Origin of the sequence: Dactylosporangium sp. NPDC006015 (assembly GCF_040614215.1) — a bacterium.
Classification (GTDB): domain Bacteria; phylum Actinomycetota; class Actinomycetes; order Mycobacteriales; family Micromonosporaceae; genus Dactylosporangium; species Dactylosporangium maewongense.
This window is the reverse complement of sequence record NZ_JBEXUD010000001.1, coordinates 277222-300997: the sequence shown is the minus strand read 5'-3', so window position 1 is coordinate 300997 and position 23776 is coordinate 277222. Positions and strand designations below refer to the sequence as shown.

Sequence of the window (23776 nt, the reverse complement as noted above, 5' to 3'; positions counted from 1 at the left end):
ACGGTCATCTCGGGAGAACGGCGGAGCATGTGGCGGTAACCGTGGAACAGCCGACGTCGGCGACACCTTCGCCAGCCCGCGCCCGGCGAAGGCCGCCCGCCTGGGTGCCGCCTGTCACGCTCGGTGTTCTGATCATCATCGGACTGCGGTTCTACGGGGTCCCGGTCTGGACGACGGCGATCTTCGCCGGCTACGTCGCCCTCGGGATCGCACTGCCGGGCATGCTGCTCTGGCGGGCGGTCCGCGGCCGGTCCGGCTGGCTCGTCGAAGACGTCGCGGCGGGTCTCGCCGTCGGCTACTCGTGCGAGGTGATGACCTACATCGCCGCCAGGTGGATCGGCGTGCCCCTGCTGACGGCCGCATGGCCGGTCGCGACGATCGTGGTCTTCCTGCTCGTGCCGAAACTGCGGCGCTACTGGCGTGGCACCGACCGCGCCGATGAGAAGACGCCGTTCTGGTTCTCGGCGATCCTGTCGGGCGGCGGGCTGGTGCTCTTCTACTGGAGCATCATCCGGTTCTTCCGCACGCACGGTCTGGTCGAGCCCGGCTCGCTGAGCCCCGACATCGACTCCCCGTTCCACCTGGCGCTGCTCGGTGACGCCAAGCACCACATGCCGCTCGCCTCGCCGTGGCTGCCGGAGCAGCCGGTGCTCTACCACTGGTTCGTCTACGCCGAGATGGCCTCCACCTCCTGGATCACCGGGATCGAGCCGGAGGTCCTGCTGCTGCGCCTGTCGCCGCTGCCGATGATCCTCGGGCTGCTGGTGTTGATGGCCGTCCTCGGCAAGCGGCTCACCGGCCAGTGGTGGTGCGGGGCGGCCGCCGTGGTCATCACCTTCTTCGTGCTCACCCCGACGCCGTACCAGTGGCCGCTGAACACGTGGTTCTCCGCCTACGGCACCAACGTCTACGAGGACGGCTCGTCGCTGCGCGCCCAGCTGTGGACGAGCCCGACACAGACGTTCGGCGCGATTCTGTTCGCCGCGCTCGTACTCGTGCTGGTGGACGTGCTCACGGAGAGCAACCGGAAGCGCTGGCTGCTGGTGGCCCTGCTGATGGCGGCGATCACCGGAGGCAAGGCGACGTTCCTGCCCATGCTGCTCGCCGGCGTGCTCCTGGTCATCGCGGTGCGCCTGCTGGTCCGTCGCCAGGTCCGCCCGCCCGCGCTGATCGTCGCAGGCGTCGCGTTCCTCGCGCTGCTGTTCGCGCAGTTCGTCCTGTTCGGCGGGGCGGCGCAGGGCCTGGCGATCGACCCGCTGCACTTCGCCCAGATCTCCGGCGCGCCTTTCACGGCCAAGTTCGCGGTGCCTGGCCAGGCCGGGCTGCTGCGGCTGCTGCTGGTCGCGGCGATCACGGTCGCCTGCTGGGCCTGCATCTGGCCGGGCCTGGTCGGGCTGACGCGGTTCGTGTGGCGCCGCCGTCCCGACCTGCAGATTCCAGCCGAGCCGGTCGTCCTGGTGCTCGGGATCGGCCTGTCCGGCATCGGCGCGCTGTTCGTCTTCGGGCACGAGGGCGGCGCCGAGGGGTGGTTCATGGTCTCCGGCCGCCCGTACCTGTCGCTCGCGGCGGTGGTCGGCCTGGCGATGATCACGCCGTCCGGCGTGCCCACCCGGCGGATGCTGACCTGGGTGTACGGCGCGATCGCCGTCGGCGCCGCGAGCCTGATCGTGATCCACCAGCTCGGCCAGACGTGGGTCCCCACGGCGGCCCGCGCCGGCAGCTCCGCCAAGAGCGCGTTCTACCTCGTCTGGCCGTATGCGGCGGTGTTCGGGCTGCTCGGCATCGCCGTGCTGCTCGTGATCCGCTCGTCCTTCCCGGCCAAGGGCACCGTCGTCGTCAGCCTGCTGGCCGGCGTCTGCCTGGTCACGACGCCGCTGCACCTGCACGAGACGACCCGCCAGGCCGAGGACACCGGCTGGCGCGACATCAACCAGTACCAGCAGTTCATCCCGGCGGGCACGATGCAGGCCGGGCGGTGGCTGCGTGACCACTCCGGCCCCGACGACCTGGTCGCCACGAACGCGCACTGCTTCGTCCTCGCCGGCGAGAACCCCACCCAGTGCGACAACCGGCATTTCGCCTTCGCTGCGTACAGTGAGCGCCGCTTCCTCATCGAAGGCTGGGGATTCACGAGCCGTGCCCATGAGGTGGCCGCCGAGATCGGCGTGAACGACGTGGTCGTGCCGTACTGGAACCAGCAGCTGCTCTCCGACAACGACGCGGCGTTCATTTCGCCGTCGGCGGCGACGATCGACAAGCTGCGCGACCAGTATGGTGTGCGGTGGCTGTTCGTCCTCGAGGCCTCGGACCCCTCCGCAGTCTCAGCCTCGCCGTCGCTTGGTGAGTTCGCGCAGCTCAGGCACCGTGCAGGGAAGATCGCTGTCTACGAGATCCGCTGAGGGATGATGAACGACACTGTGACTGACGCCCCCGCGATGGAGCCGACCGCCGCGGGCCGCCAGGCCCGCCTGGCACAGGTGCTCGCCTGCCCCGCCTGTCACGCACCGTTACAGCTCGATGGCGGCGAGATCGTCGCCTGCGCGGCCTGCGGTCACACGGGCAAGCGCCTCTGGAAAAACGGAAGTGGTCAGCTGAAGTTCGGCGGGTTCGACTCCGAGGAGCTCACCGCCGACGCGCTGAACCGGATCAAGGAGCACGTCAAGAAGCGGTTCAACAAGGTGTACCCGACGGCGATCAAGGTGCTGTCGCCGGTCATGGACCGCAACCTGATCATGCCGTTCCTGCGCAGCTTCAACCTGGAGCACGACCTCGTCGCCGACTTCGGCTGCGGCACGCACCGCCGCGACCAGCGGGTCATCTGCATGGACGGCGGCACCTACCCCAACGTCGACATCGTCACCGACCTGCGGCGCCTGCCGCTGGCCGAGGGCAGCCTCGCCGGCGGGATCAGCATCGCCGTCCTGGAGCACGTGCCCGACCCGGCGGCGCACATCGCCGAGATGCACCGCGTGCTGCGCCCCGGCGGCCGGATGCTCGTGTTCGTGCCGTTCATGCAGCCGTTCCACGCCTCGCCGTACGACTTCCAGCGCTACACCGAGGTCGGGCTGCGCGAGCAGTTCCCGCAGTTCGAGGTCCTCAGCGTCAAGGTCGGCGCCGGCCCCACGTCCGGCATGCTGTGGACGCTGCAGGAGTGGCTGGCGATGCTGCTGTCGTTCGGCAGCATGCGGCTGTACCGGGCGATCCTGCCCCTCACCTGGATCCTGTCCCCGCTGAAGCTCCTCGACCTGCTGCTGGCGCACCACCCGGCGGCCGCGGTGACCGCGAGCGGCTTCGTCATCGAGGTCCGCAAGCCGGCATGAGGGAGTCGCGACTTTTCGGCGGCCGGGGCCCCTCCTCCGGGGACCTGACCGGCAACCCGTTCCGCGCGGACCGGGACCGGATCGTCGCGTCCCCGTTCTTCGCCCGCCTCGGCGGCGTCACCCAGGTGATCAGCCCGGGCGGGTCGGGGCTGCTGGTGCACAACCGGCTCACCCACAGCCTCAAGGTCGCGAGCGTCGCCCGCGGCATCGTGGAGCGGCTGTGCTCGCCCCAGTGCGGGGCACAGCCGCTGCTGGACAAGCTCGGCGGCTGCGACGCCGACGTCGTGGAGGCGGCGGCGCTCGCGCACGACCTCGGGCACCCGCCGTTCGGGCACCTCGGCGAGCGGGTCCTGGACCGGCTCGCCCGGCAGCGGCTGGGGCTGCCGGACGGGTTCGAGGGCAACGCGCAGTCGTACCGCATCGTGACGAGCACCGAGATCAGCGGCTCGACCGTCGGGCTGGACCTCACCGCCGCGGTCCGGGCAGCGATGGCGAAGTACCCGTGGACCCGGCGGACCTACCCTTCGCCACACGTACACCTGATGCGTCCGACACCTCGTGGTGCCGGGGTGGACCCGGAGGACCCCTCGGCGGGGTCGCTGAAGTTCGGCGCCTACGTGACCGAGCTCGCCGACCTGCGCCAGGCCCGCGCGCCGTTCGACGGGCTGCTCGCGCAGTGGCAGCAGACCGCGGAGGCGTCCGTGATGGACACCGCCGACGACATCGCCTACGCCATCCACGACCTCGAGGACTTCCACCGGGTCGGGGTCCTGCAGCAGGGCGCCGTCGCCACCGAGCTGATGGCGTGGCAGCGCGACGCGACCGCGCTGCGCTCGTCCGACCTCAGCCTCGCCGAGCTCCGTGGCTCCGCCCGCCGGCCGGGGCACTCGGTGGAGCTGCTGCGCCGCGACCTGTTCCGCAAGGACGGCTGGATCAGCGACGACGACGCGTTCTGGGCGGCCGTCGAGCACGTGCGGCACGAGCTCGTCGACGGGCTGCTCGCGGCGCCGTTCGACGGCTCGATCGAGGCGGAGCAGGGCGTCGCGCGTTTCTCGGCCCGCTGGACGCGGCGGCTCATCGACGCCATCAACGTGCTCCCGGACCCGCCGATGCGCGCCGGGCACGTCGCGCTCGGCACCGCGCAGTGGCACGAGGTGCAGGTGCTGAAGTTCGTGCACCACCGGTTCGTCCTGGAGCGGCCCGACCTGGCGCTGCACCAGCGGGGGCAGGCCCGGCTGCTGAGCGCGCTCGTCGAGGCGCTGCACGCGTGGCTGGTCGACCCCGACGAGGCGGCGCGGCTGCCGCGGCGGCTGCACGACCTGGTCGACATGGCGTATGCGGAGGTCCGCGACCTGACCGCGGCCGACTACGGTCTCGCCTCGGGGGATCTGGACCGGATGGCGATGGCCCGCGGCCGGGCGATCGTCGACTTCGTGGCGGCGCTCACCGACGGGCAGGCGGTCGGGCTGCTCGACGCGCTGTCCGGGCGGTCGCGGCAGCTGTGGACGGACGCCTTCGTATTGTGAGCGTCATGCTCACGCTGCGCCCGCTCACCCCGTCCGAGTTCACGTCCTTCATCGCCGCGCTGAAGGCGGCCTATGCGCTCGACGAGGTGCAGGCGGGGCGCGGCTCCCCGGCCGAGGTCGAGGCACGGATCGAGCGGCAGTTCGCGACGTGGCTGCCCGACGGCCTCGCCACCGAGGGGCACCTGCTCTACGCGGGCGTCGTGGACGGCGACGTGGTCGGGCACCTGTGGATCGGGCTGCCGACGCCCGACCGGGCGCAGGCGTGGATCTACGAGATCTCCGTCGAGGATGCGCACCGCCGCCGCGGCCACGGCCGGGCGCTGATGCTCGCCGCCGAGGAGGAACTGCGCGCCCGCGGCGTGACCCGGGTCGGCCTCAACGTCTTCGGTCACAACCCGGGGGCGCTGCGCCTGTACGAATCGTTGGGGTTCGAGACGACTTCGCGGCAGATGTCGAAGACACTTCCGTAAACACACGCATCAATAGGTGGACAACGTCACTCTGGTACCACTAGAAAGGGTCAGTGACCACCGAGAGTGATCTTCCGGCGACTGGGCGACGCGTGGACTGGCGCCGCTTTCACTGGGGGCCGATCGGCGTCGCGGTCGCCGGCGTCGTGACGGTGACACTGACGGCGATCATGGTGTATCCGTTGACGCAGCCCGATCGCCGGGCATCAGTGGACGGCCTGACCCCCGAGGAGCGCCGCTCCGCGGAGCGGGCGGGGCTGCCCGGCTCCGGTGCCTCGACGTCGCCCTCGGCGTCCCGGTCCCCGTCACCGTCGGTGTCGGCCGGCGCGTCGCCGTCCGCCGTGCCGAGGGTCGTGTCGCGGGGCGGTGGGAAGCCCGCCGCCGGCAACACCGGCGTGATCGCCGGCACGGCGCTGACCGTGCTCACGGGCGACCAGACGCTGTCCGTCGACAACGCCGTGGTCTCGAACGCCGACATCCGCGGGTACGTCCGCATCACCGGGAAGAACGTGACGATCCGCAACTCGATCGTGCGGGGCGGGGCGGCGCGCTGCTCGGCCGCCGTGATCGAGGTCGTCGGCAGCGCGGTCATCGAGGACGTCGAGATCGCCCCGGCCAGCCCCAACGCGTGCCTCGACGGCGTGTGGGCCACCGCCACGACCCTGACCCGGGTCAACATCCACGGCACCGTCGACGGCGTGAAGGCCGGCAACGACGTCGTCATCCAGGACTCCTGGATCCACGACCTGACGTTCTTCAGCACCGGCGCCCCGGGCGCGACCGTCAACGACGCCGTCGACACCCGCGGCAAGCGCCGCATCACGTTGCGGCACAACGTGCTCTACCCGGGCGCCGAAGCCAACGCCGCCTTCCAGATCACGCAGGAGGGCGGCGCCAGCGGTGACGTGCGCGTCGAGAACAACTGGCTCGACGGCGGCTCCTGCGTGCTCAACTTCGCCCACCGCGGCGGCGGCCCCACCCCGATGACCGGCATCGCCGTGGTGAACAACCGCTTCGGCCGCAACACCAGATACGTCTGCCCCATTCTCATCAGTACGCAGACCACGCTGAGCGCCAATTCCGGAAACGTCTGGGACGACACCGGCGCGCCGATCCCCGCGCCGGACAAACACGATTAAATGATCTGGTGACCGCTTCACTGGAACGTCTGGTCGTCATCGGCGGCGACGCCGCAGGGATGAGCGCCGCCTCGCAGGCCCGCCGCCGCCGACCCGCCGCCGACCTGCGGATCGTGGCGTTCGAGAAGGGGCAGCACGTCTCCTATTCGGCGTGCGGCATCCCGTACCTGGTGGCCGGCGACGTCTCCACGCCGGACGACCTGGTCGCCCGTACGCCCGAGGAGTTCCGCAAGCTCGACATCGACCTGCGCCTCGGCTGCGAGGTCGTGGGGATCTCGCTGCCCTCCCGCTCCGTGACCGTCCGGTCCGGGGAGCGCACCTACGACGAACCCTTCGACCAGCTCGTCATCGCCACCGGCGGCGTGCCGGCCCGCCCCGACGTCCCGGGCGCCGACGCGGCCGGCATCCACGGCGTACAGACGCTGGAGGACGGCATCCGGCTGCTGTCGTTCCTGGAGGACCGTGCGCCGAAGCGCGCGGTGGTCGTCGGTGCCGGGTACATCGGCCTCGAGATGGCGGAGGCGATGATCCGCCGCGGTCTGGAGGTCACCCTCATCGACGCCGCCGACCAGCCCATGCGCACCCTCGACCCCGACATGGCCGGCCTCGTCGCGAACGCGCTGCGCGACCTCGGCGTCGACCTGCGGCTGTCGTGCCGCCTCTCGGGCTTCTCGTCGGACGCCGGCCGGGTCACCGCGGTCCGCACCGACGCCGGGACGCTGCCGGCCGACGTCGTCATTCTCGGCCTCGGTACGAAACCCAACAGCGCCCTCGCGGCCGACGCGGGCATCGCGGTCGGCGCGTCCGGCGGCATCGTCGTCGACCGCCGCCAGCGCACGTCCGCGGAGGGCGTCTGGGCCGCCGGCGACTGCGTCGAGGTGCACCACCTGATCTCGCAGCGCCCTACCGCGATCGCCCTCGGCACCCACGCCAACAAGCAGGGCCGCGCCGCCGGCATCAACATCGGCGGCGGCTACGCCACCTTCCCCGGCGTCGTCGGCACCGCCGCGTCGAAGATCTGCTCGCACGAGGTCGCCCGCACCGGCCTCACCACCGCCGAGGCTTTGGGTGCGGGCTTCGAGGTGTTCTCCGCCGTCACCGAGTCGACCACCCGCGCCGGCTACTTCCCCGGGGCCCTCCCCATCACCACGAAGCTGATCGCCGAACGCACCACCGGCCGCCTCCTGGGCGCCCAGATCGTCGGCCAGGAAGGCGCCGCGAAGCGTATCGACGCCCTCGCCGTCGCCCTCTGGCACGGCATGACCGTCGAGGAGATGACCGGCCTGGACCTCTCCTACGCCCCGCCCTTCGCCCCGGTCTGGGACCCCGTCCTCATCGCCGCCCGCAAGACCGCCGAGCAGCTGGCTAGGCTCAGGCCGTGATCATCCACAGCGCGCCCTTCGCCTCGTTGGACGTCTTCACCCTGTACGCCATCCTCCGCCTCCGCAGCGACGTCTTCGTCGTCGAGCAGGCGTCCCCCTACCCCGAGCTGGACGGCCGCGACACCGAACCCGCCACCGTCCACATCTGGCTCAGCGACCCCGCCGGCGCCGTCACCGCCTGCCTGCGCGTCCTCACCGACCCGGACGGCACCGCCCGCATCGGCCGCGTGGTCACCGCCGCCACCCACCGGGGCCAGGGCCTCGCCGCCCGCCTTCTCGCCGAGGCGGTCGCCCTGATCGGCCCCCGCCCCGCGGTTCTGGACGCCCAGACGACGGCCGTCCGCGTGTACGAACGGTTCGGCTTCGTCGCCACAGGCACCCCCTACCTCGAGGACGGCATCGAACACATCACCATGCGCCGAACCTGACCGAGCTGCCGGCAGATCCTCATGATCCGGAAGACTTTGTGCTGCTCTGGCGACACGAACTCTTCCGGATCATGGGGAGTGGGCGGTGGGTGGCCGCTCGGCTGAGATTGTGCTGCGAGTTGACCGGCATGCCACCGCGAGCCAAGCGATCGCCGGCGGGCTGCCCCGGGTAATCTAGCCGTAGAGGACAGCGGTTTGGAAGGTGGTTGTCGTCGGCGCGGTTTCCGTGATCCGGAAGACTTTGTGCTGCTATGACGACACAAAGTCTTCCGGATCATGGGGAGGGGCACACAGCTAGGTCAGAAGCGGGCGAAGCTGCGTAGGGGCATGCGGGGGCCGAACTTGGGGGCGGTGATGCCCGCGGCGGCCAGCAGGCCGCAGACGCGGCCGCGGTGGCCGGCGTACGGGGCGAGCAGCTCCAGCATGTGCTCGTCGGTGCCGCGGGCCGCACCGGTCAGGGCGTAGGCCACGACGTTCTTGATGTGGTAGTCGCCGACGGAGACGGCGTCGGGGTCGCCGTAGGCGGCGCGGGTGACCTCGGCGGCGGTCCAGGGGCCGATGCCGCGGATGGTGAGCAGCCGCGCGACGGCGTCGGCGGCGGTGGTGCAGCGCTCCAGGCGGGATGCTTCGGCGGCGACGCGGCGCAGGGCGTCGGCGCGTTTCTGTTCGATGCCGAAGGGGTGGAACACCCAGTAGGGCGCGGCGGCGATCGCCTCGGGTGGAGGGGGCAGGCGGAGCCGGGGATGGGGGCCGGGGGCGGGGTCGGTGCTGAAGTGGCGCAGGAGGCGCACGTAGCCGTCGCGGGCCTCCTTGCCGGTGACCTTCTGGCCGAGGACGGCCGGGACCAGGTGGTGGAAGACCCGGCCGGTCGCGCCGATGCGCAGGCCCGAGTGCTCGCGGGCGAGGCGGTGCAGGAGCGGGTGCTGACGGGCGAGGTCGAGGAAGCCGGTGAGGTCGTCCCGGAGCCCGGCCACGGCGTCGGCACGGTCGAGGAGCCAGTCGGCGCCCGGGCCGTAGGCGGTCGCGACCAGCGAGGAACCAGCGGCCGGCGAGGAACCAGCGACCGGCGAGGAACCAGCGGCCGGCGAGGAACCAGCGACCGGCGAGGAACCAGCGACCGGCGAGGTTCCCGTGAGCGTCAGCTGGAGTGTGCCCGGGCCGTCGGGTGTACGGGTGGCGAACCAGCCCTCCCGCGCGCCGACGGACAGCGTCGGGTCGCCGTTGATGAGGCACAGGCCGCGCAGCGTCCCCGCCAGGTCGTAGCGGGGCGGGCAGTCGAACGTCCTCACCGGGCGGCCTTGGCGAGGGCGCGGTGCAGGAGGCGGGCGTCGCCGAGCATGGCGCGCAGCTTACGCTCCAGGCCTGCGATCGGGATGAGGTTCTGCGGGGCCCGCGGGTCCTTGTAGGCGCTGGAGGCGAAGCGGGGGAGGGTGACCGCCGACAGGTGCGCGAGGGCGATCGCGTCGGCGGGGAGCAGGTCGGCGGAGCACTCGGCCCGCACGATGCCCGCCCACGGCGACCCTTCCGGTCCCGGCAGCCGCAGGTACCAGGCGAACCGGTGCCACGAGGTGCCGAGGAGGAACACGGGGGAGCGCTGGCCGCCGCGCAGCCCGGTGACGACGGCGGTCAGCTCCGCCGGCAGGTACTCGACGCGGTGGGTCTTGATGTAGCCCAGGGCGCGGGGCAGGTGCGCGCGCTCCTGCAGCGGGCCGTCGACGATGAGCAGGTCGCCGTCGTCGCGCTCCTCGCCGGACACGCCGACCTCCAGTGCCCGCATGTGCCGCTGTACGCCCAGCGCCAGGTCCTTCGGCTCGCCCCGGGAGACCCGGATCGCCGGGTAGCGGACGGCGCCGGTGACCAGGGGCGGGGCCAGCTCGAACGGGGTGAACAGGCCGCGCTCGATGCGGGTCGTGGCGATCGCGGCGGCGCCCCGGTCGAGGTCGCAGCGCACGACGCCGGCCGCGTAGGAGGCGGCGACGCCGGGGTACGTGACGCCGTCGTCGTCGGTGGCCCAGACCCGCGCGTCGATGCGCTGGACGCCGTCGACGACGAGGACGGTGCCGGGCGGCCGCAGCCCGGCGGGCGCGTCGACGCCCCGCCAGGCCTGGGCGGGCAGCTCGACGTCGGGCTGGATCTGCGCGCTGCTCTGGGCCTGCGGACCGTCCGCGGCGGCGGCCTCGAACGCCACCCCGTAGGACGGGTCCCACGCGTCGACGTGAAACTTCACAGTCCGACCCGTTCCACCCGGGCGGTGCGCGCGTCCCTGCGCACCTCGAACCTGACGGGGATGCGCTCGGCGAGCGCGCCGACGTGCGTGACGACGCCGACCATCCGGTCGCCGCGTGCGGCGAGGGCCTCCAGGGTCGCCGCGACGGTGTCCAATGTGGACTGGTCAAGGGTGCCGAAGCCTTCGTCGAGGACGATCGACTCGAGGCTCGCCGACGCCGTCGACAGGCCGGCCAGCTGCTCCGACAGGGCGAGGGCGAGGGCGAGGGACGCCTGGAACGTCTCGCCGCCGGACAGCGTCCGCACCGCGCGCCGCAGGCCGGCGTCGTGGTGGTCGACGACGTAGAACTCGCCCTTCTCGTGGCCGAGGTCGTACTGCCCGCCGGACAGCTCCCGCAGCGTCCGCGACGCGCCGTCGACGAGCGTGTCGAGGGCCTCGGCGAGCAGCCACCGCTCGAAGCGGTCGGCCCGCAGGTGCTGGGCGAGGGCCTTCGCGACCTGCGCCTCCCGCGCGACCTCGTCGCGCTGCGCGGTCAGCCTGGCGGCCTCGGCGCGCCGCTCCTCGATCCGCCGGTGCGCCGCCTCGGCCCGCTCCACGGCGACGGCGGCCTCGCGGGCCGGGTCGGCGCCGGGCGCGGTCAGCCCCGCGTCGGCGAAGCGCGCCCGCAGCTCGTCGCGGACCGCGGTGACCCGCGCCTCGGCGTCCTGGACCGCCTCGGCGGCCGCGGGGCGGCGGGCCTGCCGCTCGCCGGCGGCGGTGCCGGCCCAGCCGGTCAGCGCCGCCCACGCGTCGGCGAGGTCGTCGCGGTCCGCGGGCGGCGGGCCGAACGCGGCGAGCGCGTCGCGGGCCGCGTCGAACGCCTTCCATGCCGCGCGCAGCTGGTCCTCGGCCCGGTCGGCGGCGCCGGCGGCCCTGCGGTGCGCCTCGCGCGCCTTGCGGACCTCGGCGCCGGCCTTCTCCAGTCCACTGTGGAGCTTCGCGATGGTGTCGAGGTCGCGGCGTAGGGCGTCGGGCGCCGGCGCGCCGTCCAGCGCCCGGTCCAGTGTGGACATCCGGGCGTCGACCTGCTCGGCGTGCGCCCGCGCCGCGGCGAGCCCCCGGTCGAGGTCGCGCACGATCTTGTCCTGGTCGGCGACGACCCGTTCGGCGGCGTCGCTGCGCTTGCGGGCGGCGTCGCCGGCCGCCTTGGCCGCCGCGACCGCCGGCTCGAGCGGCGTCTCCGGCAGCGTCCGCACGGTCTGGGTGCACACCGGGCACTCGTCGCCGACCCGCAGGTGCGGCCGCAGCGCGGTGGCCCGGTCGACGGCGACCGCGGTCTGGTAGGCCTCCCTGGCCGCCTCCAGCGCTCCCATCGCGTCGGCGGCCTTGGTACGAGCCACCCCCAGCGCGGCGGTGGCCTTCCCGTGCTCCTGCTCGGCCGCCGCGACGGTCGCGTGGACGGTGACGGCCTCGCCGGCGAGCCGGTCGCGCTCGGCGTGCGCGTCGAGGAGCCGCCGCAGCGCGGTCTGGTCGCCGGCGCCCTGCAGCTCGCCGCGCAGCTTCTCCTCCCGCTCCTCCACGGTGCGGACCGCGTCGGCGGCGGCCGTGACCGCGGCGCGGGCCTGCGCCGCGCCCGCCGCCAGGGTGCCCGCGTCGGCCGGCACCCGCAGCCGGGTCAGCCGGTCGATGTCGGCGTCCAGGTCGGTGAGCGTGGCCGCGGCGGCGACGGCGAGCTTCGCCGCGTCGGCCAGCTGCGGCCCGATCCGGTCGACGTCGCCGGCGAGCGCCCGGAGCGTCTCCGCCCTCGCGACCGCCGCGGCGAGGGCCGCGTCGTCCACGTCTGACATGCCGCTGAGCTGCTCGCCGAGGACCTTCAGCTTCGCGTCGGCGGCGCTGCCGCGCAGGTTCGCGCGCTCGCGGATCTGCCCGTACACGTCGAGACCCAGCAGATTGACGAGGATCTTCTGCCGCTCGGCCGGCTTGGCGTGCAGGAACGCCGCGAACTCGCCCTGCGGCAGCACCACGCACTTGGTGAACTGCTCGTAGGGCAGGCCGATCACGCTCTGCACCGCCAGGTCGACCTCCATGGGCGTGCCGGCGAGCACGGTGCCCATGTCCTCGGCGCTGAGCCCGCTGTCGAAGCGCGACAGGTCGAAGCCGTGCGGGAGCGCCTCCAGGCCGGCGTGCTTGGTGCTGACCGCGCCCTTGCCGTCGCGGCGCACGACCCGGGCGAGGACGTAGCGCACGCCCGCGGACTCGAACACGAACCGCACCCTCGCCTCGGTCGCCGACGGAGCGAGCGCGTTGGCGATCGCGCGCCGGTCGCCCCAGCGGGGGACGGTGCCGTAGAGCGCGAACGTGATCGCGTCGAGAATCGTCGACTTGCCGGAGCCGGTCGGCCCGACGAGCGCGAAGAAGTCCGTGTCGGTGAAGTCGACCGTCGTCGGCCGCCGGAAGACGGTGAACCCGTCCAGGTCCAAGCGAATGGGCCGCATGTCAGTTCCTCGCCTCCTGGACTTCGTCGTGCAGCTGGTGGAACAGCTTGACCGTGGCGTCGTCCGCGTGGCCCTTCTGGCCGAGGTAGTCGGCGAACAGCTCGCCCGCGGACCGGCCGGCGCGCGCCGCGGCCCGCTCGGCGGCCTTCGGGTCGGGCAGCAGCTTCGGGTCGATGCGCACCTCCAGGGCCTTCGGCAGCAGCTCCTGGACCTCCTCGCGGAGGCCCGCCCGGGGCTGCTCCGACACGTACACCCGCAGCCACGCCTCACCAGTGTCCAGGGTGGCCAGCTGGGCGAGCGTGCCACGGACCGTCCGCAGCGGGGTCGCGACCGGCAGGGGCACCTCGCGGACCCGCGCCGCGGTGCTGGTGGTCACGTCGACGACCGCGACGGCGGAGAAGTTCTCCTCCTCGCCGAAGTCGATCGGCAGCGGGCTGCCGCAGTAGCGGATCGGGCAGGGCCCGTTGACGGTCTGCGCCCGGTGCAGGTGGCCGAGCGCGACGTAGTGCGCCGAGGACGGGAAGACCGACGCGGGCACGGCGTAGCCCATGATGGTGTGCGCCTCGCGCTCGCCGCCGCCCATCGTCGCGCCGATGACCGTGAGGTGCCCGGTGATCAGGTTGACGGTGTCGCGCCCGAACCCCTTGGCGAGGGTGGCGAGCAGGCCGCCGATGTGGTGCGCGTAGCTCTGCGCGCTCTCCGCCGCGCTGAGGTCGAACATCTCCGCCGCCCGCAGCGCGTACCGCTGGGACACGAACGGCAGCGCGGCGAGCCGCCACTCCTCGCCGTCCCGCGTCCGCCCCGGAAGCAGCAGCTCCTCGGGCTTCGTGAGGGCGCCGCGGATGGTGATGCCGGCCGCGTCCGCCCACGGCCGGAGCGCGTCGAGGGCCTGGCCGTTGTCGTGGTTGCCGCCGATGACGACGACGTCCGCGCCCGTCTTGCGCAGCGCCGACAGCCCCCGCGTGACGATCTTCGTGGCGTCGGCGGGCGGGCTCGCCGAGTCGTACAGGTCCCCGGCGACGATCACCAGGTCGGGCTGCTCGGCCTCGGCCACGTCGACGAGTGCCTTGAGGGCCGCGATGTGGTCGTTGGCCCGCGACTGTCCTTTGAGGACCTTGCCGACGTGCCAGTCCGAGGTGTGCAGGATCCGCACCGGTGCAGTCCTTTCGCAGTGACTAGAAGGGGATCTCGTCGTCGGTGATGCCGCCGCCGACCCGCGCGACGACCGCGAACGAGTCGTTGGCCTGGGCGATCGAGCGCAGCGTCGCGCTCGGCGCGGCGCCCGCCTCCGCGGGCCGGGTCGCCCACGACGGAAACGGGAACTCGATGCACAGCGGCACCGGGATCTCCGGCTGCGACACGAACATGGTGCCGGGCTTGGCGAGCAGGGCCCGCTGGCGCTGGGCCGGGGGCAGGAACCCGTACTCCGGCCGGGACGCCTCCGCGGGGTCGAGCCGGCCCACGACCCGGATCGCGGAGTTGGCCACGATGCGCCGCTCGACCTCGCTCGCCGTCTGCTGCGCGCCGATCAGCACGACGCCCAGGGACCGCCCGCGCTCGGCGATGTCGAGCAGCACCTCCTTGATCGGGCTGGTGCCCTCCCGCGGCGCGTACTTGTTGAGCTCGTCGAGCACCACGAACAGCAGCGGCTTCGCCGTGCCCGCCTTCTCCTTGCGCTCGAACTCGCTGCGCAGCGTCACGCCGACCACGAAGCGCTGCGCCCGGTCCGGCAGGTTGTGCAGGTCGACCACGGTCACCTGGGCGCTCTCGGCGGTGTTGACCGCGTGCGGCCGGCGGGTGGCGAGGTCGCCGCGGATCAGCCGGGACAGGTCCTTCTTGCTGCCGATCAACCGGCGGGCGAACGCGTTGACCGTGCCGAGCCCGACCGCGCTGCCCGCCCACTGCCCGCGGGTCGCGTCGTCGTTGAGCTGCTCCACCAGGTAGTCGACGAGGTCGGCGTACGAGTTGAGGCGGGTGCCGTCGACGGCGACGCCGCCCTCCGCGGGCTGCGCGATGCGCGCCAGGTGGGCCGTGACCGAGTGGACCACCATCGTGTACTGCTGGCGCTCGTCGTCCGCGTCGGCGAACACGTACGGCAGCAGGCGGTCGGTGCAGAACTCCTGCAGCGTCCAGTAGAAGCTGTCGACCCCGGTCAGCCGGCTGCTGACGTCCGGCGTGCCGGAGGAGTCGCCGGCCCTTGGCGGCGCGTAGACCCGCACGTCGGGGAACGGGCCGGCGACCAGCCCGAGCCGCGCGTAGTTGGCCTCCGTCGCCGCGTCGAGGCGGCTGTTGGGGTGGTCGAGGAACAGCAGGTCCTCGCCCTTGACGTTGAAGATGAGCGCGCGGGTGTTGGCGGTCTCGCCGGCGCCGCCCAGGACGCCGGACCGGAACACCGAGTAGAGCAGGAACGTGGCGAAGCTCGTCTTCGTCGCCACCCCGGAGATGCCGGAGATCGACACGTGGGCGCCGCGGCTGCCGTCGAGGAAGTCCGCGTTGATGAACATCGCGGCGCCGTCCCGGCCGAAGCCCATCGGGATCGTGCGGTCCATCCGGTCGAAGTAGAGGGCGCCGGCCCGCGCGTCGCCCTGCGCCCGGTGGACGACGGCGCCGGGGGTCGGCGGGACGTACACCTCGGGATCGACGCGGGTCGTGGTGATCTCGGCCGCCTCCTGCACCGTCGCCGGCAGCGTGCCGTCGGCGACGAGGAACACGTCGGAGTCGAACACGACGCCCTCGTGCCGGGCCCTGACCGCGGTCACCACGCCGGCGATCTTCACCGGTGGCTGGCCGGGGAGCTCACGCTCGGTGACGACGACGTCGTCGAGCTGGAGGTAGGCGTCGTCGTTCACGGCGACCCAGAACGTGAGCGGGGTCGCGTCGGCGGTGCCGAGGACCCGGCCGACGACCGGCCCGTCCTTCGTATCGTCCGTAACGTCCATCCGGTCGACCCCCAGTACATGTGTTCGCCTGTGCATCGTGCCCCAAGACCACCGGCGGATCGAAGCCACCACGCCCACCTGTGGACGCGTTCACGTTCGTTCACACGGCCAAATCACCGCAAAACAGTCGCAAGACGATCGCGCGTCCACAGGTTGGGGACACTTGTCCACAGGCCTGTGGACAGCGGTGTGGATTCGGTTCAGCGCCCGTACCGCAGCAGCAGCTGACCATCGGCCAGCAAGGCGTGACGCAGCGTGAGGTGCTCGGGGGTCGGTGCCAGGGGTCCGGCGGTGATCCTGCCCGCTCCGGGGCCGGCGAGCAACGGCGACACCGTCAGGCACAGCTCGTCGACGAGGCCCGCCGCGGTGAGCGACCCGAACAGTCGCGGCCCGCCCTCGCTGAGGATCTGGGCGTGGCCGTCCGCGCGGAGGCGTCCGATCGCCGTGGCCAGGTCCACGTGGTGGTCACCCGCCCGGATGACGTCCGCCACCGGCTCGAGGTGCGCGGTGTCCGTCCCGTGCCGCGTGACGACGACCGGCCGGACCGGCGCGTCGGCGAGGGCGGGCTGTGCGGGGTCGAGGTCCGCCCGGCCGGAGACGATGACCAGGGTCGGGTACTCGCTCAGCCCGTGCTCCAGGCGCCACCGCCGCCGCTGCTCGTCCAGGCGCAGCGCGCGGTAGCCCTCGTCGCGGACCGTGCCGGCGCCGACGAGCAGCGCGTCGCAGCGCATCCGCAGGATCCCGAAGACCCGCTTGTCCTCCGGCCCCGACAGGCCCGCCGACTTGCCGTCGAGCGTCCCCGCGCCGTCGAGGCTCGCCACGAAGTTCACCCGCACGGAGGGCTCCGGCGGCGGCGCGTACAGGTCGACGAGCGTTGCCTGGTCGACGTCTCCCGGATGCGGGTACAGCTGCTGCACCAGCCAACCTTAGGGCCCCGGCGCACCCGTCACGGGAGGGGTGGGCGCCGGCTCGCGGTGCTGGCAGTCGCACCGGTTGCCGCCGGGGCAGTCGGCGTGCCGTTTCTCCCGACACGCAGGACAGATCACCACTTCAGGGTGCGCCGCCATACCGCCTCGGTCAACAATGACTGCACCATGGCGCGCGCGATCATCCAACTCCGCATCACGCTCGACGGCGTCGAGCCCACCGTGTGGCGACGGGTCCTCATCCCGGGCGGCTTCACCCTCGACCGTGTCCACCGTGTCGTGCAGTTCGCGATGGGCTGGGGCGACCGTCACCTGCACGTCTTCGACATCGACGGCGTTCAGTACGGGGTGCCCGACCCCGACGGCCTGCTCGACGTCCGGGACGAGCTCGACACCCGCCTGGACGCGGTCGCCCAGAAGGACGCCCGCCTGCGGTACACCTACGACTTCGGCGACTGGTGGGAGCACGACCTGACGGTCGAGGACGTGTTCCCCGCCGATCCGGACACGGCCTACCCGGTGTGCACCGCCGGCGAGCGCGGCTGCCCGCCCGACGACGTGGGCGGGCCCGAGGGCTACCGCGACCTGGTCGCCGTCCTGGCCGACCCGGACCACCCGGACCACGCCCCGATGCGCGAGTGGCTCGGCCGCTCCTTCGACCCGACGTCCTTCGATCCCGCCCGGGTGAGCACGCTCCTGCGCCGCATGACGTAAGCCCGACGAACGTCGATCGATTACATCGATCCATGACGCTTTCATGGAACTGTCGTGCGACGACAGCTGTCGATGGCGCGCGTCCGCGTGCCCGGATTGACTTCCGTCGCTGAGATCGCCGCGCTGGAAGCGACCATGTCGCGGTAAAGGCGGACAAAACCGCTCGTCGAAATCTTGCGGTAACGAAATGGGAACGCTCCCACTGCCCCATTGACACCTGGCGGACGAGGCGCCAGTCTCATGGGAGCGCTCCCGTGGCTGTGGCCGGTGACACACCCCGCGGCCACGGGGCCACTCAAATGCTCGACCCGCCATACCCCGCGACACCCGAACGACGGACTTCACACCCGGGTCCGCCGTCGATGCATCACACCCCCACCACACACCCATCACGACCTGAGAGAGGGGTCAGGATGAGCGTCACCTCACGCCGTCTGCGTTCGATCGCCGCGGCCACGCTCGCCGTGGGTCTTACCCTCGGTATGACCACCGCGTGCAGTGCGAAGAAGGACGACGAGCCCAGCGCCGACGGCACGGGCCCGGTCACCATCTCGCTGTCCTACTTCGGCACGCCCGGCTTCAACCAGGCGGTCAAGGACTTCGAGGCCGCCAACCCGAACATCAAGGTCGACGTGAAGAACGAAGGCCAGACCAAGGACTTCGCTCCGAAGCTCGCCCAGTGGATCTCCGCCGGCAGCGGCGCGAGTGACGTGGTCATGCTCGAAGAGGGCATGCTGCTGCAGTACCTGAAGGACAACAAGGGCTTCGCCAACCTGCTGGACCTGGGTGCGGCGTCGCTGGAGAAGGACTACCTGGCCTTCAAGTGGAAGAACGCCTTCACCGCGGACGGCAAGAAGCTCGTCGGCCTCGGCACCGACGTCGGCCCCCTGGCGATGTGCTACCGCACCGACCTCTTCCAGAAGGCCGGCCTGCCGGTTGACCGCGACGCGGTCAGCAAGCTGTGGCCGACCTGGCAGGAGTACGTCAAGCAGGGCGAGATCTTCAAGTCGAAGAACACCGGCGCCGCCTGGACCGACTCGGCGACGAGCATCATGCAGCCGTACATCATGCAGAACGCGGACAGCTGGTTCTACGACAAGAGCGACAAGTACATCGGCGACACCAACAAGGCCGTCAAGGACGCCTACGACCTGGGCATGGACATGGCCGCCAAGGGCCTGACCGCGAAGCTCGCCCGCTGGCAGGCGGACTGGGACGCCGCGTTCAAGAACGCCGCGTTCGCGACCGTGCCGTGCCCGCCGTGGTACACGGGTGTCATCAAGGAGCGCGCCGGCGACGCCGGCAAGAACAAGTGGGACATCGCGACCATCCCCGGTAAGGGTGGCAACTGGGGCGGCTCCTACCTCGCGGTGCCCGAGCAGAGCAAGCACAAGAAGCAGGCCTTCGAGCTGATCAAGTTCATCACCGGCAAGCAGGGTGGCCTGGACGCGTTCGCCGAGGCGGGCCCGCTGCCCTCGTCGATCGCCGCGCTGGACGACCCGAAGATCACCGAGGCGAAGAACGAGTACTTCAACAACGCCCCGGTCGGCAAGATCTACGCCGGTGCGGCCAAGGACCTCAAGCCGATCTACCTCGGCCCGAAGCACCAGGCGCTGTGGGAGAACGGGTTCGAGCCGGCCATGCAGGCCGCCGAGCAGGGCAAGCTGAGCGCCCAGGCGGGCTGGGACAAGGCCATCAAGGACAGCAAGGCACTCGCCGAAGGCTGACCGATGCGTTGACGGCGGAGGCGGCGTCGAACCTGACGCCGCCTCCGTCCTCCACATAGCCCGTTGATCGGAAGGGATCCACCCCCCATGGCTACCAACGTCGGCGAGGTCACCGGGCCTCGCCACGGGCGCGCCCCCGCCGGGCCACCGAAACCAGCGTCGCGGCGCTCCGTGCGGGTCGGGCGGCTCGACCTGCGACTGTCGCCGTACCTGTTCGTCGCGCCGTTCTTCGTCCTGTTCGCGGTGTTCGGCGCGTACCCGCTGGTCTACACCGCCATCCTGTCGACCCGGAAGAACACCCTGACGGGTGGCGACGCGGGCTTCGTCGGGCTCGAGAACTACCGCAAGGTCCTCTGGGACGAGCACTTCTGGATCGTCATCTTCAACACGTTCGGCCTGTTCATCGTCGCGACCGTGCCGCAGCTCATCTTCGCGCTGCTCATCGCGAGCTGGCTCAACAAGAAGATGCGGGCCCGCACCGCGATCCGCATGGGTGTCCTCATCCCCAACATCACCTCGGTCGCCGCCGTCGGCATCGTCTTCGGCCTGATCTTCGCCGACCGGTACGGCCTGGCGAACTGGCTGCTGCAGAGCCTGCACCTGAACCCCGTCGAGTGGCGCAACCACCGCTGGTCGTCGTGGACCGCGATCGCGTTCATGGTCGACTGGCGCTGGACCGGCTACAACGCCCTCATCTACCTGGCGGCGATGCAGGCGATCCCGAAGGAGCTGTACGAGTCGGCGTCGCTGGACGGCGCGTCCGCGGCCCGCCGGTTCTGGCGGATCACCGTGCCGCTCATCCAGCCGACGATCCTCTTCACCGTGATCATCTCGACGATCGGCGGCATGCAGCTGTTCACCGAGCCGCTGCTGTTCAACTACGGCCGCATCCAGGGTGGCTCGCTCAACGAGTTCCAGACCGTCGCGATGTACATCTACGAGACCACGTTCACGAACAACTACAACGTGGGCCGCGGCGCCGCGATCTCCTGGCTGCTGTTCGTGATCATTCTGATCTTCGCACTGATCAACTTCGCTCTGGTGCGCCGATCCGTCAAGGGGCAGACCTCATGAGCGGCCAGCGGAGCGGCTCGGGCCGCTCATCATGTGACAGGTTTGGCTCAGGCCGACGCCGGAGCGCAGCGGAGGTGGCGGCATGAGCACGACCATGACAAGGCCCCGGAGCGTGCCGGGCACGCCGCCACCGGGGAAGAAGGGTCGGGTCCGTAGCGCCTCGGCCGCGCTCTGGGACGCCAGCCCGCTGACGTACCTCGCGCTGATCATCACGATCGTGCTGTCGGTCTTCCCGATCCTGTGGTCCTTCATCGTGGCCTCGCGGGACAACAGCGCCGTCACCGACATCCCGCCGCCGCTCACGCCCGGCCCGAACTTCTTCGACAACGCCTCGCGGGTGCTGGCCAACACCGACGCCAACTTCGTCTACGGCCTGATCAACTCGGCCATCGTGTCGTCGTGTGTAACCTTGTCAGTGGTGTTCTTCTCCACGCTCGCAGGCTTCGCCTTCGCGAAGCTGAAGTTCCGCGGGAAGAACGCCCTGCTGCTGATCATCATCCTCACGATGATGATCCCGACCCAGGTCAACATCATTCCGCTGTACCTGCTCATGGTGAAGTTCGACTGGACGAACACCCTCCAGGCGGTCATCGTGCCGTTCCTGGTCAAGGGCTTCGGCGTGTTCATGATCCGGCAGTACGCGGAGTCCGCGATCAGCGACGAGCTCATCGAGGCCGCCCGCGTCGACGGCGCCTCCACCTGGCGGACGTACTGGTCGGTCGTGCTGCCCGCGCTGCGTCCGGCGGCGGCGGTGCTGGGCCTGCTCACGTTCATGGAGACCTGGAACGACTTCCTCTGGCCGTACGTCGTGCTCAATGGCGACACCCCGACCGTGCAAGTTTCACTGAACATTCTCGCCACCGGTTATTACAAGACCGACTACGTGCAAGTCTTTACCGGGACAGCTCTTGCGATCGTGCCGCTGCTCCTGGTGTTCATCGCATTCGGCCGTCAGATCATCGGCGGCATCATGGAAGGTTCGGTCAAGGCGTGACCAGCATCGACCCGCTGACGTTCCCACCCGGTTTCGTGTGGGGTGCGGCGACCGCGTCGTACCAGATCGAGGGGGCCGCCCAGGAGGACGGCCGCACCCCCTCGATCTGGGACACGTTCAGCCACACCCCGGGCAAGACACTGGGCGGGGACACCGGCGACGTGGCCTGCGATCATTACCACCGCTTCCGCGAGGACGTGGGGCTGATGAAGGACCTGGGCATCAACGCCTACCGGTTCTCCGTCGCGTGGCCGCGCGTCCAGCCGGGCGGGTCGGGGCCGGCCAACGCCAAGGGCCTGGACTTCTACCGGCGGCTCGTCGACGAGCTGCTGTCGCACGACATCACCCCCTGGGTGACGCTGTACCACTGGGACCTGCCCCAGGAGCTGGAAGACGCGGGCGGCTGGCCCGCCCGCGACACCGCGGCCCGGTTCGCCGACTACGCCACGCTGGTGCACGGCGCGCTCGGCGACCGGGTCCGCCACTGGACGACGTTCAACGAGCCGTGGTGCTCGGCGTTCCTCGGCTACGCGTCGGGCGTCCACGCGCCGGGCCGCCAGCACGCGCCTGACGCCCTGGCCGCCATGCACCACCTGCTCCTCGGCCACGGCCAGGCGATCGAGTCGATCCGCGCCGCAGATCCCACCGCGCAGCTGGGCATCACGCTCAACCTGTACGCGATCTCCGCGGCCGACGAGACGAAGCCCGGGGACCTCGACGCGGCCCGGCGCATCGACGGGCTCGCCAACCGGATCTTCCTCGACCCGGTGCTGCTCGGCTCGTACCCGGCGGACGTGATGGCCGACCTGCGGGGGATCAGCGACTTCGGCTTCGTCCGCGACGGCGACCACAAGCAGATCGCGCAGCCGCTGGACCTGCTGGGCATCAACTACTACAGCCGCCACGTGGTGGCCGGCGAGGACCCCGACGTCCCCGCCGAGCCCTACTGGCGGGCGCCGACGTCGTGGCCCGGCAGCGAGACCGTCCGGTTCCTCAAGCGGCCCGGCGTCCCCGTCACCGACATGAACTGGGAGGTCGACGCCCCGGGCCTCACCGAGACGCTGACCCGCGTCGCCCGCGACTACCCGGCGGTCCCGCTGTACATCACGGAGAACGGCGCCGCGTACATCGACACCGTCACCGACGAGGGCACGGTGGAGGACACCGACCGGGTCGCCTACTTCGACGCGCACTTCCGGGCCTGCCACGACGCGATCGCCGCCGGCGCACCGCTGAGCGGCTACTTCGCCTGGTCGCTGCTGGACAACTTCGAATGGGCGTGGGGCTACACCAAGCGGTTCGGCATGATCCGGGTCGACTACGACACGCAGCAGCGCACGGTCAAGGCCAGCGGCCACCGGTTCCGCGAGGTCATCAAGCACAACGGCCTCGGCGAGTAACGTGCGCCGCCCGACGCTGGACGAGGTGGCCGCGCGCGCCGGCGTCGGGCGCGGCACAGTCTCCCGGGTGATCAACGGCTCGCCGCAGGTCAGCCCGGAGGCTCGCGCCGCCGTCGCCCGTGCCGTCGAAGAGCTCGGGTACGTGCCCAACCGGGCCGCCCGCGCCCTCGTCACCCGCCGCACCGACTCGGTCGCCCTCGTGGTGTCCGAGTCGGAGGAGCGGGTCTTCGGCGAGCCGTTCTTCGCCGGCATCGTCCGTGGCGTCAGCAACGTGCTGGCCGACACGTCCCTGCAGCTGTGGCTCGCGATGGCGCAGTCGCCGTCGCAGCGGCTCATGGTCGAGCGGCACCTGTCCGACCAGCACGTGGACGGGGTGCTGCTGCTCTCCCTGCACGACGACGACCCGCTCCCGGCGCTGCTCGGCAAGCGGGGGCTGCCGACCGTCCTCGGCGGGCGGCCGGCGCACATGCTCGAGATCGAGCAGGCGGGCGGGGGCGACAACGAGGTCGCCTACGTGGACAACGACAACGAGGGCGGCGCTCGCACCGCCGTCGAGCACCTGATCGGCCTCGGTCGCCACTGCATCGCGGTGATCGCCGGCCCGCAGGACATGGCGGTGGGCATCGCCCGCCTTCGCGGTTACCGGGAGGCGCTGCGCCTGGCGTCCCTCCCGCACGATCAGCGACTCATCGCGTACGGCGACTTCAGCGAGGCGAGCGGGGCCGACGCGATGCACCGCCTCATCCATCTCAACCCCGGACTCGACGCCGTCTTCGCCGCCTCCGACCTGATGGCCGCCGGCGCCATCCGCGCCCTGCGTGAGCTGGGCCGGCGGGTGCCCGCCGACGTGGCCGTGGTCGGGTTCGAGGACTCCGCCGTGGCCCGGCAGACCCAGCCGCCGCTCACCACCGTGCACCAGTCGGTGGAGGGCATGGGGCGCGAGATGGCCAGGCTCCTGCTGGCCCGCATCGCCGGCGGGCCGGCCCACTCGACTGTGCTCGACACGCACCTCGTGGTCCGCGAGTCCGCCTGAAGC

19 protein-coding genes are annotated in these 23776 nt (G+C 71.5%); 13 read left to right on the top strand and 6 right to left on the bottom strand.

Features of this window, described 5'->3' with window-relative positions:
* Nucleotides 1–104: 104 nt before the first annotated feature.
* Genes ABZ321_RS01300 through ABZ321_RS01270 form a run of 7 tightly spaced genes read left to right on the top strand, consistent with a single transcriptional unit; the run spans nucleotide 105 to nucleotide 8265 of the window.
* A complete protein-coding gene (locus ABZ321_RS01300) occupies nucleotides 105–2399 on the top strand; it encodes a hypothetical protein (protein ID WP_354888397.1) in 2295 nt (764 codons plus the stop codon).
* A gap of 18 nt (nucleotides 2400–2417) precedes the next feature.
* Nucleotides 2418–3320: a methyltransferase domain-containing protein gene (locus ABZ321_RS01295; RefSeq protein WP_344503139.1), complete on the top strand. Its 903-nt coding sequence runs from the start codon at nucleotides 2418–2420 to the stop codon at nucleotides 3318–3320.
* Nucleotides 3317–4846 carry a dGTP triphosphohydrolase gene (gene dgt / locus ABZ321_RS01290; protein WP_344503138.1) on the top strand — a complete coding sequence of 510 codons (1530 nt, stop codon included), beginning with the start codon at nucleotides 3317–3319 and terminating at the stop codon, nucleotides 4844–4846. The genes ABZ321_RS01295 and dgt overlap by 4 nt, the downstream gene beginning before the upstream one ends.
* 5 nt (nucleotides 4847–4851) lie before the next feature.
* The gene (locus ABZ321_RS01285) at nucleotides 4852–5316 is read left to right on the top strand and encodes a GNAT family N-acetyltransferase (RefSeq protein WP_354888393.1); all 465 of its coding nucleotides are present in this window, start codon (nucleotides 4852–4854) and stop codon (nucleotides 5314–5316) included.
* Between the two features lie 53 nt (nucleotides 5317–5369).
* A complete protein-coding gene (locus ABZ321_RS01280; protein ID WP_354888390.1) occupies nucleotides 5370–6455 on the top strand; it encodes a hypothetical protein in 1086 nt (361 codons plus the stop codon).
* Between the two features lie 8 nt (nucleotides 6456–6463).
* Nucleotides 6464–7837, top strand: a complete 1374-nt coding sequence (locus tag ABZ321_RS01275; RefSeq protein WP_354888387.1) for an FAD-dependent oxidoreductase — start codon at nucleotides 6464–6466, stop codon at nucleotides 7835–7837.
* Nucleotides 7834–8265 carry a GNAT family N-acetyltransferase gene (locus ABZ321_RS01270; RefSeq protein WP_354888385.1) on the top strand — a complete coding sequence of 144 codons (432 nt, stop codon included), beginning with the start codon at nucleotides 7834–7836 and terminating at the stop codon, nucleotides 8263–8265. Before ABZ321_RS01275 ends, ABZ321_RS01270 begins: the two co-directional genes overlap by 4 nt.
* A gap of 299 nt (nucleotides 8266–8564) precedes the next feature.
* Here the strand turns inward: ABZ321_RS01270 and ABZ321_RS01265 are convergent, their stop codons facing one another.
* The 6 genes from ABZ321_RS01265 to ABZ321_RS01240 form a co-directional block, all read right to left on the bottom strand.
* On the bottom strand, nucleotides 8565–9500 hold the full coding sequence (locus ABZ321_RS01265; RefSeq protein WP_354888961.1) for a DNA-3-methyladenine glycosylase 2 family protein: 936 nt from the start codon (nucleotides 9498–9500) through the stop codon (nucleotides 8565–8567).
* A 50-nt stretch (nucleotides 9501–9550) separates the two neighbouring features.
* Entirely contained in the window at nucleotides 9551–10492 is a 942-nt protein-coding gene (locus ABZ321_RS01260; RefSeq protein ID WP_344503133.1) for a hypothetical protein, read from the bottom strand.
* Nucleotides 10489–12966 carry an SMC family ATPase gene (locus tag ABZ321_RS01255; RefSeq protein WP_354888382.1) on the bottom strand — a complete coding sequence of 826 codons (2478 nt, stop codon included), beginning with the start codon at nucleotides 12964–12966 and terminating at the stop codon, nucleotides 10489–10491. The genes ABZ321_RS01260 and ABZ321_RS01255 overlap by 4 nt, the downstream gene beginning before the upstream one ends.
* A gap of 1 nt (nucleotide 12967) precedes the next feature.
* Nucleotides 12968–14119, bottom strand: a complete 1152-nt coding sequence (locus ABZ321_RS01250; RefSeq protein ID WP_344503131.1) for an exonuclease SbcCD subunit D C-terminal domain-containing protein — start codon at nucleotides 14117–14119, stop codon at nucleotides 12968–12970.
* A 22-nt stretch (nucleotides 14120–14141) separates the two neighbouring features.
* Nucleotides 14142–15905 (bottom strand): ATP-binding protein, encoded by a 1764-nt coding sequence (locus ABZ321_RS01245; protein WP_354888379.1) that lies wholly within the window; start codon nucleotides 15903–15905, stop codon nucleotides 14142–14144.
* 200 nt (nucleotides 15906–16105) lie between these two features.
* Complete coding sequence (locus ABZ321_RS01240) at nucleotides 16106–16822, bottom strand: pyrimidine reductase family protein (RefSeq protein ID WP_344503129.1); 717 nt, start codon at nucleotides 16820–16822, stop codon at nucleotides 16106–16108.
* Nucleotides 16823–16999: 177 nt separating this feature from the next.
* On the opposite strand from ABZ321_RS01240, the gene ABZ321_RS01235 reads away from it, so the two are divergent.
* The 6 genes from ABZ321_RS01235 (at nucleotide 17000) to ABZ321_RS01210 (ending at nucleotide 23773) form a co-directional block, all read left to right on the top strand.
* Nucleotides 17000–17545, top strand: a complete 546-nt coding sequence (locus ABZ321_RS01235) for a plasmid pRiA4b ORF-3 family protein (RefSeq protein ID WP_344503128.1) — start codon at nucleotides 17000–17002, stop codon at nucleotides 17543–17545.
* Nucleotides 17546–17958: 413 nt separating this feature from the next.
* A complete protein-coding gene (locus tag ABZ321_RS01230; RefSeq protein ID WP_344503127.1) occupies nucleotides 17959–19272 on the top strand; it encodes an extracellular solute-binding protein in 1314 nt (437 codons plus the stop codon).
* 87 nt (nucleotides 19273–19359) lie between these two features.
* On the top strand, nucleotides 19360–20346 hold the full coding sequence (locus ABZ321_RS01225; RefSeq protein WP_344503126.1) for a sugar ABC transporter permease: 987 nt from the start codon (nucleotides 19360–19362) through the stop codon (nucleotides 20344–20346).
* Nucleotides 20347–20440: 94 nt separating this feature from the next.
* Complete coding sequence (locus ABZ321_RS01220) at nucleotides 20441–21340, top strand: carbohydrate ABC transporter permease (RefSeq protein WP_344503249.1); 900 nt, start codon at nucleotides 20441–20443, stop codon at nucleotides 21338–21340.
* The gene (locus tag ABZ321_RS01215; protein WP_354888374.1) at nucleotides 21337–22740 is read left to right on the top strand and encodes a GH1 family beta-glucosidase; all 1404 of its coding nucleotides are present in this window, start codon (nucleotides 21337–21339) and stop codon (nucleotides 22738–22740) included. Before ABZ321_RS01220 ends, ABZ321_RS01215 begins: the two co-directional genes overlap by 4 nt.
* 1 nt (nucleotide 22741) lies before the next feature.
* Nucleotides 22742–23773 (top strand): LacI family DNA-binding transcriptional regulator, encoded by a 1032-nt coding sequence (locus ABZ321_RS01210; protein WP_344503124.1) that lies wholly within the window; start codon nucleotides 22742–22744, stop codon nucleotides 23771–23773.
* Nucleotides 23774–23776 lie beyond the last annotated feature (3 nt).

Bases quoted from the DNA above. Each gene is read 5' to 3' on its own strand.
- dgt (WP_344503138.1), top strand. From the start codon at position 3,317: ATGAGGGAGTCGCGACTTTTCGGCGGCCGGGGCCCCTCCTCCGGGGAC.
- ABZ321_RS01285 (WP_354888393.1), top strand. From the start codon at position 4,852: ATGCTCACGCTGCGCCCGCTCACCCCGTCCGAGTTCACGTCCTTCATC.
- ABZ321_RS01255 (WP_354888382.1), bottom strand. From the start codon at position 12,966: ATGCGGCCCATTCGCTTGGACCTGGACGGGTTCACCGTCTTCCGGCGG.
- ABZ321_RS01245 (WP_354888379.1), bottom strand. From the start codon at position 15,905: ATGGACGTTACGGACGATACGAAGGACGGGCCGGTCGTCGGCCGGGTC.
- ABZ321_RS01235 (WP_344503128.1), top strand. From the start codon at position 17,000: ATGGCGCGCGCGATCATCCAACTCCGCATCACGCTCGACGGCGTCGAG.
- ABZ321_RS01230 (WP_344503127.1), top strand. From the start codon at position 17,959: ATGAGCGTCACCTCACGCCGTCTGCGTTCGATCGCCGCGGCCACGCTC.
- ABZ321_RS01225 (WP_344503126.1), top strand. From the start codon at position 19,360: ATGGCTACCAACGTCGGCGAGGTCACCGGGCCTCGCCACGGGCGCGCC.
- ABZ321_RS01220 (WP_344503249.1), top strand. From the start codon at position 20,441: ATGACAAGGCCCCGGAGCGTGCCGGGCACGCCGCCACCGGGGAAGAAG.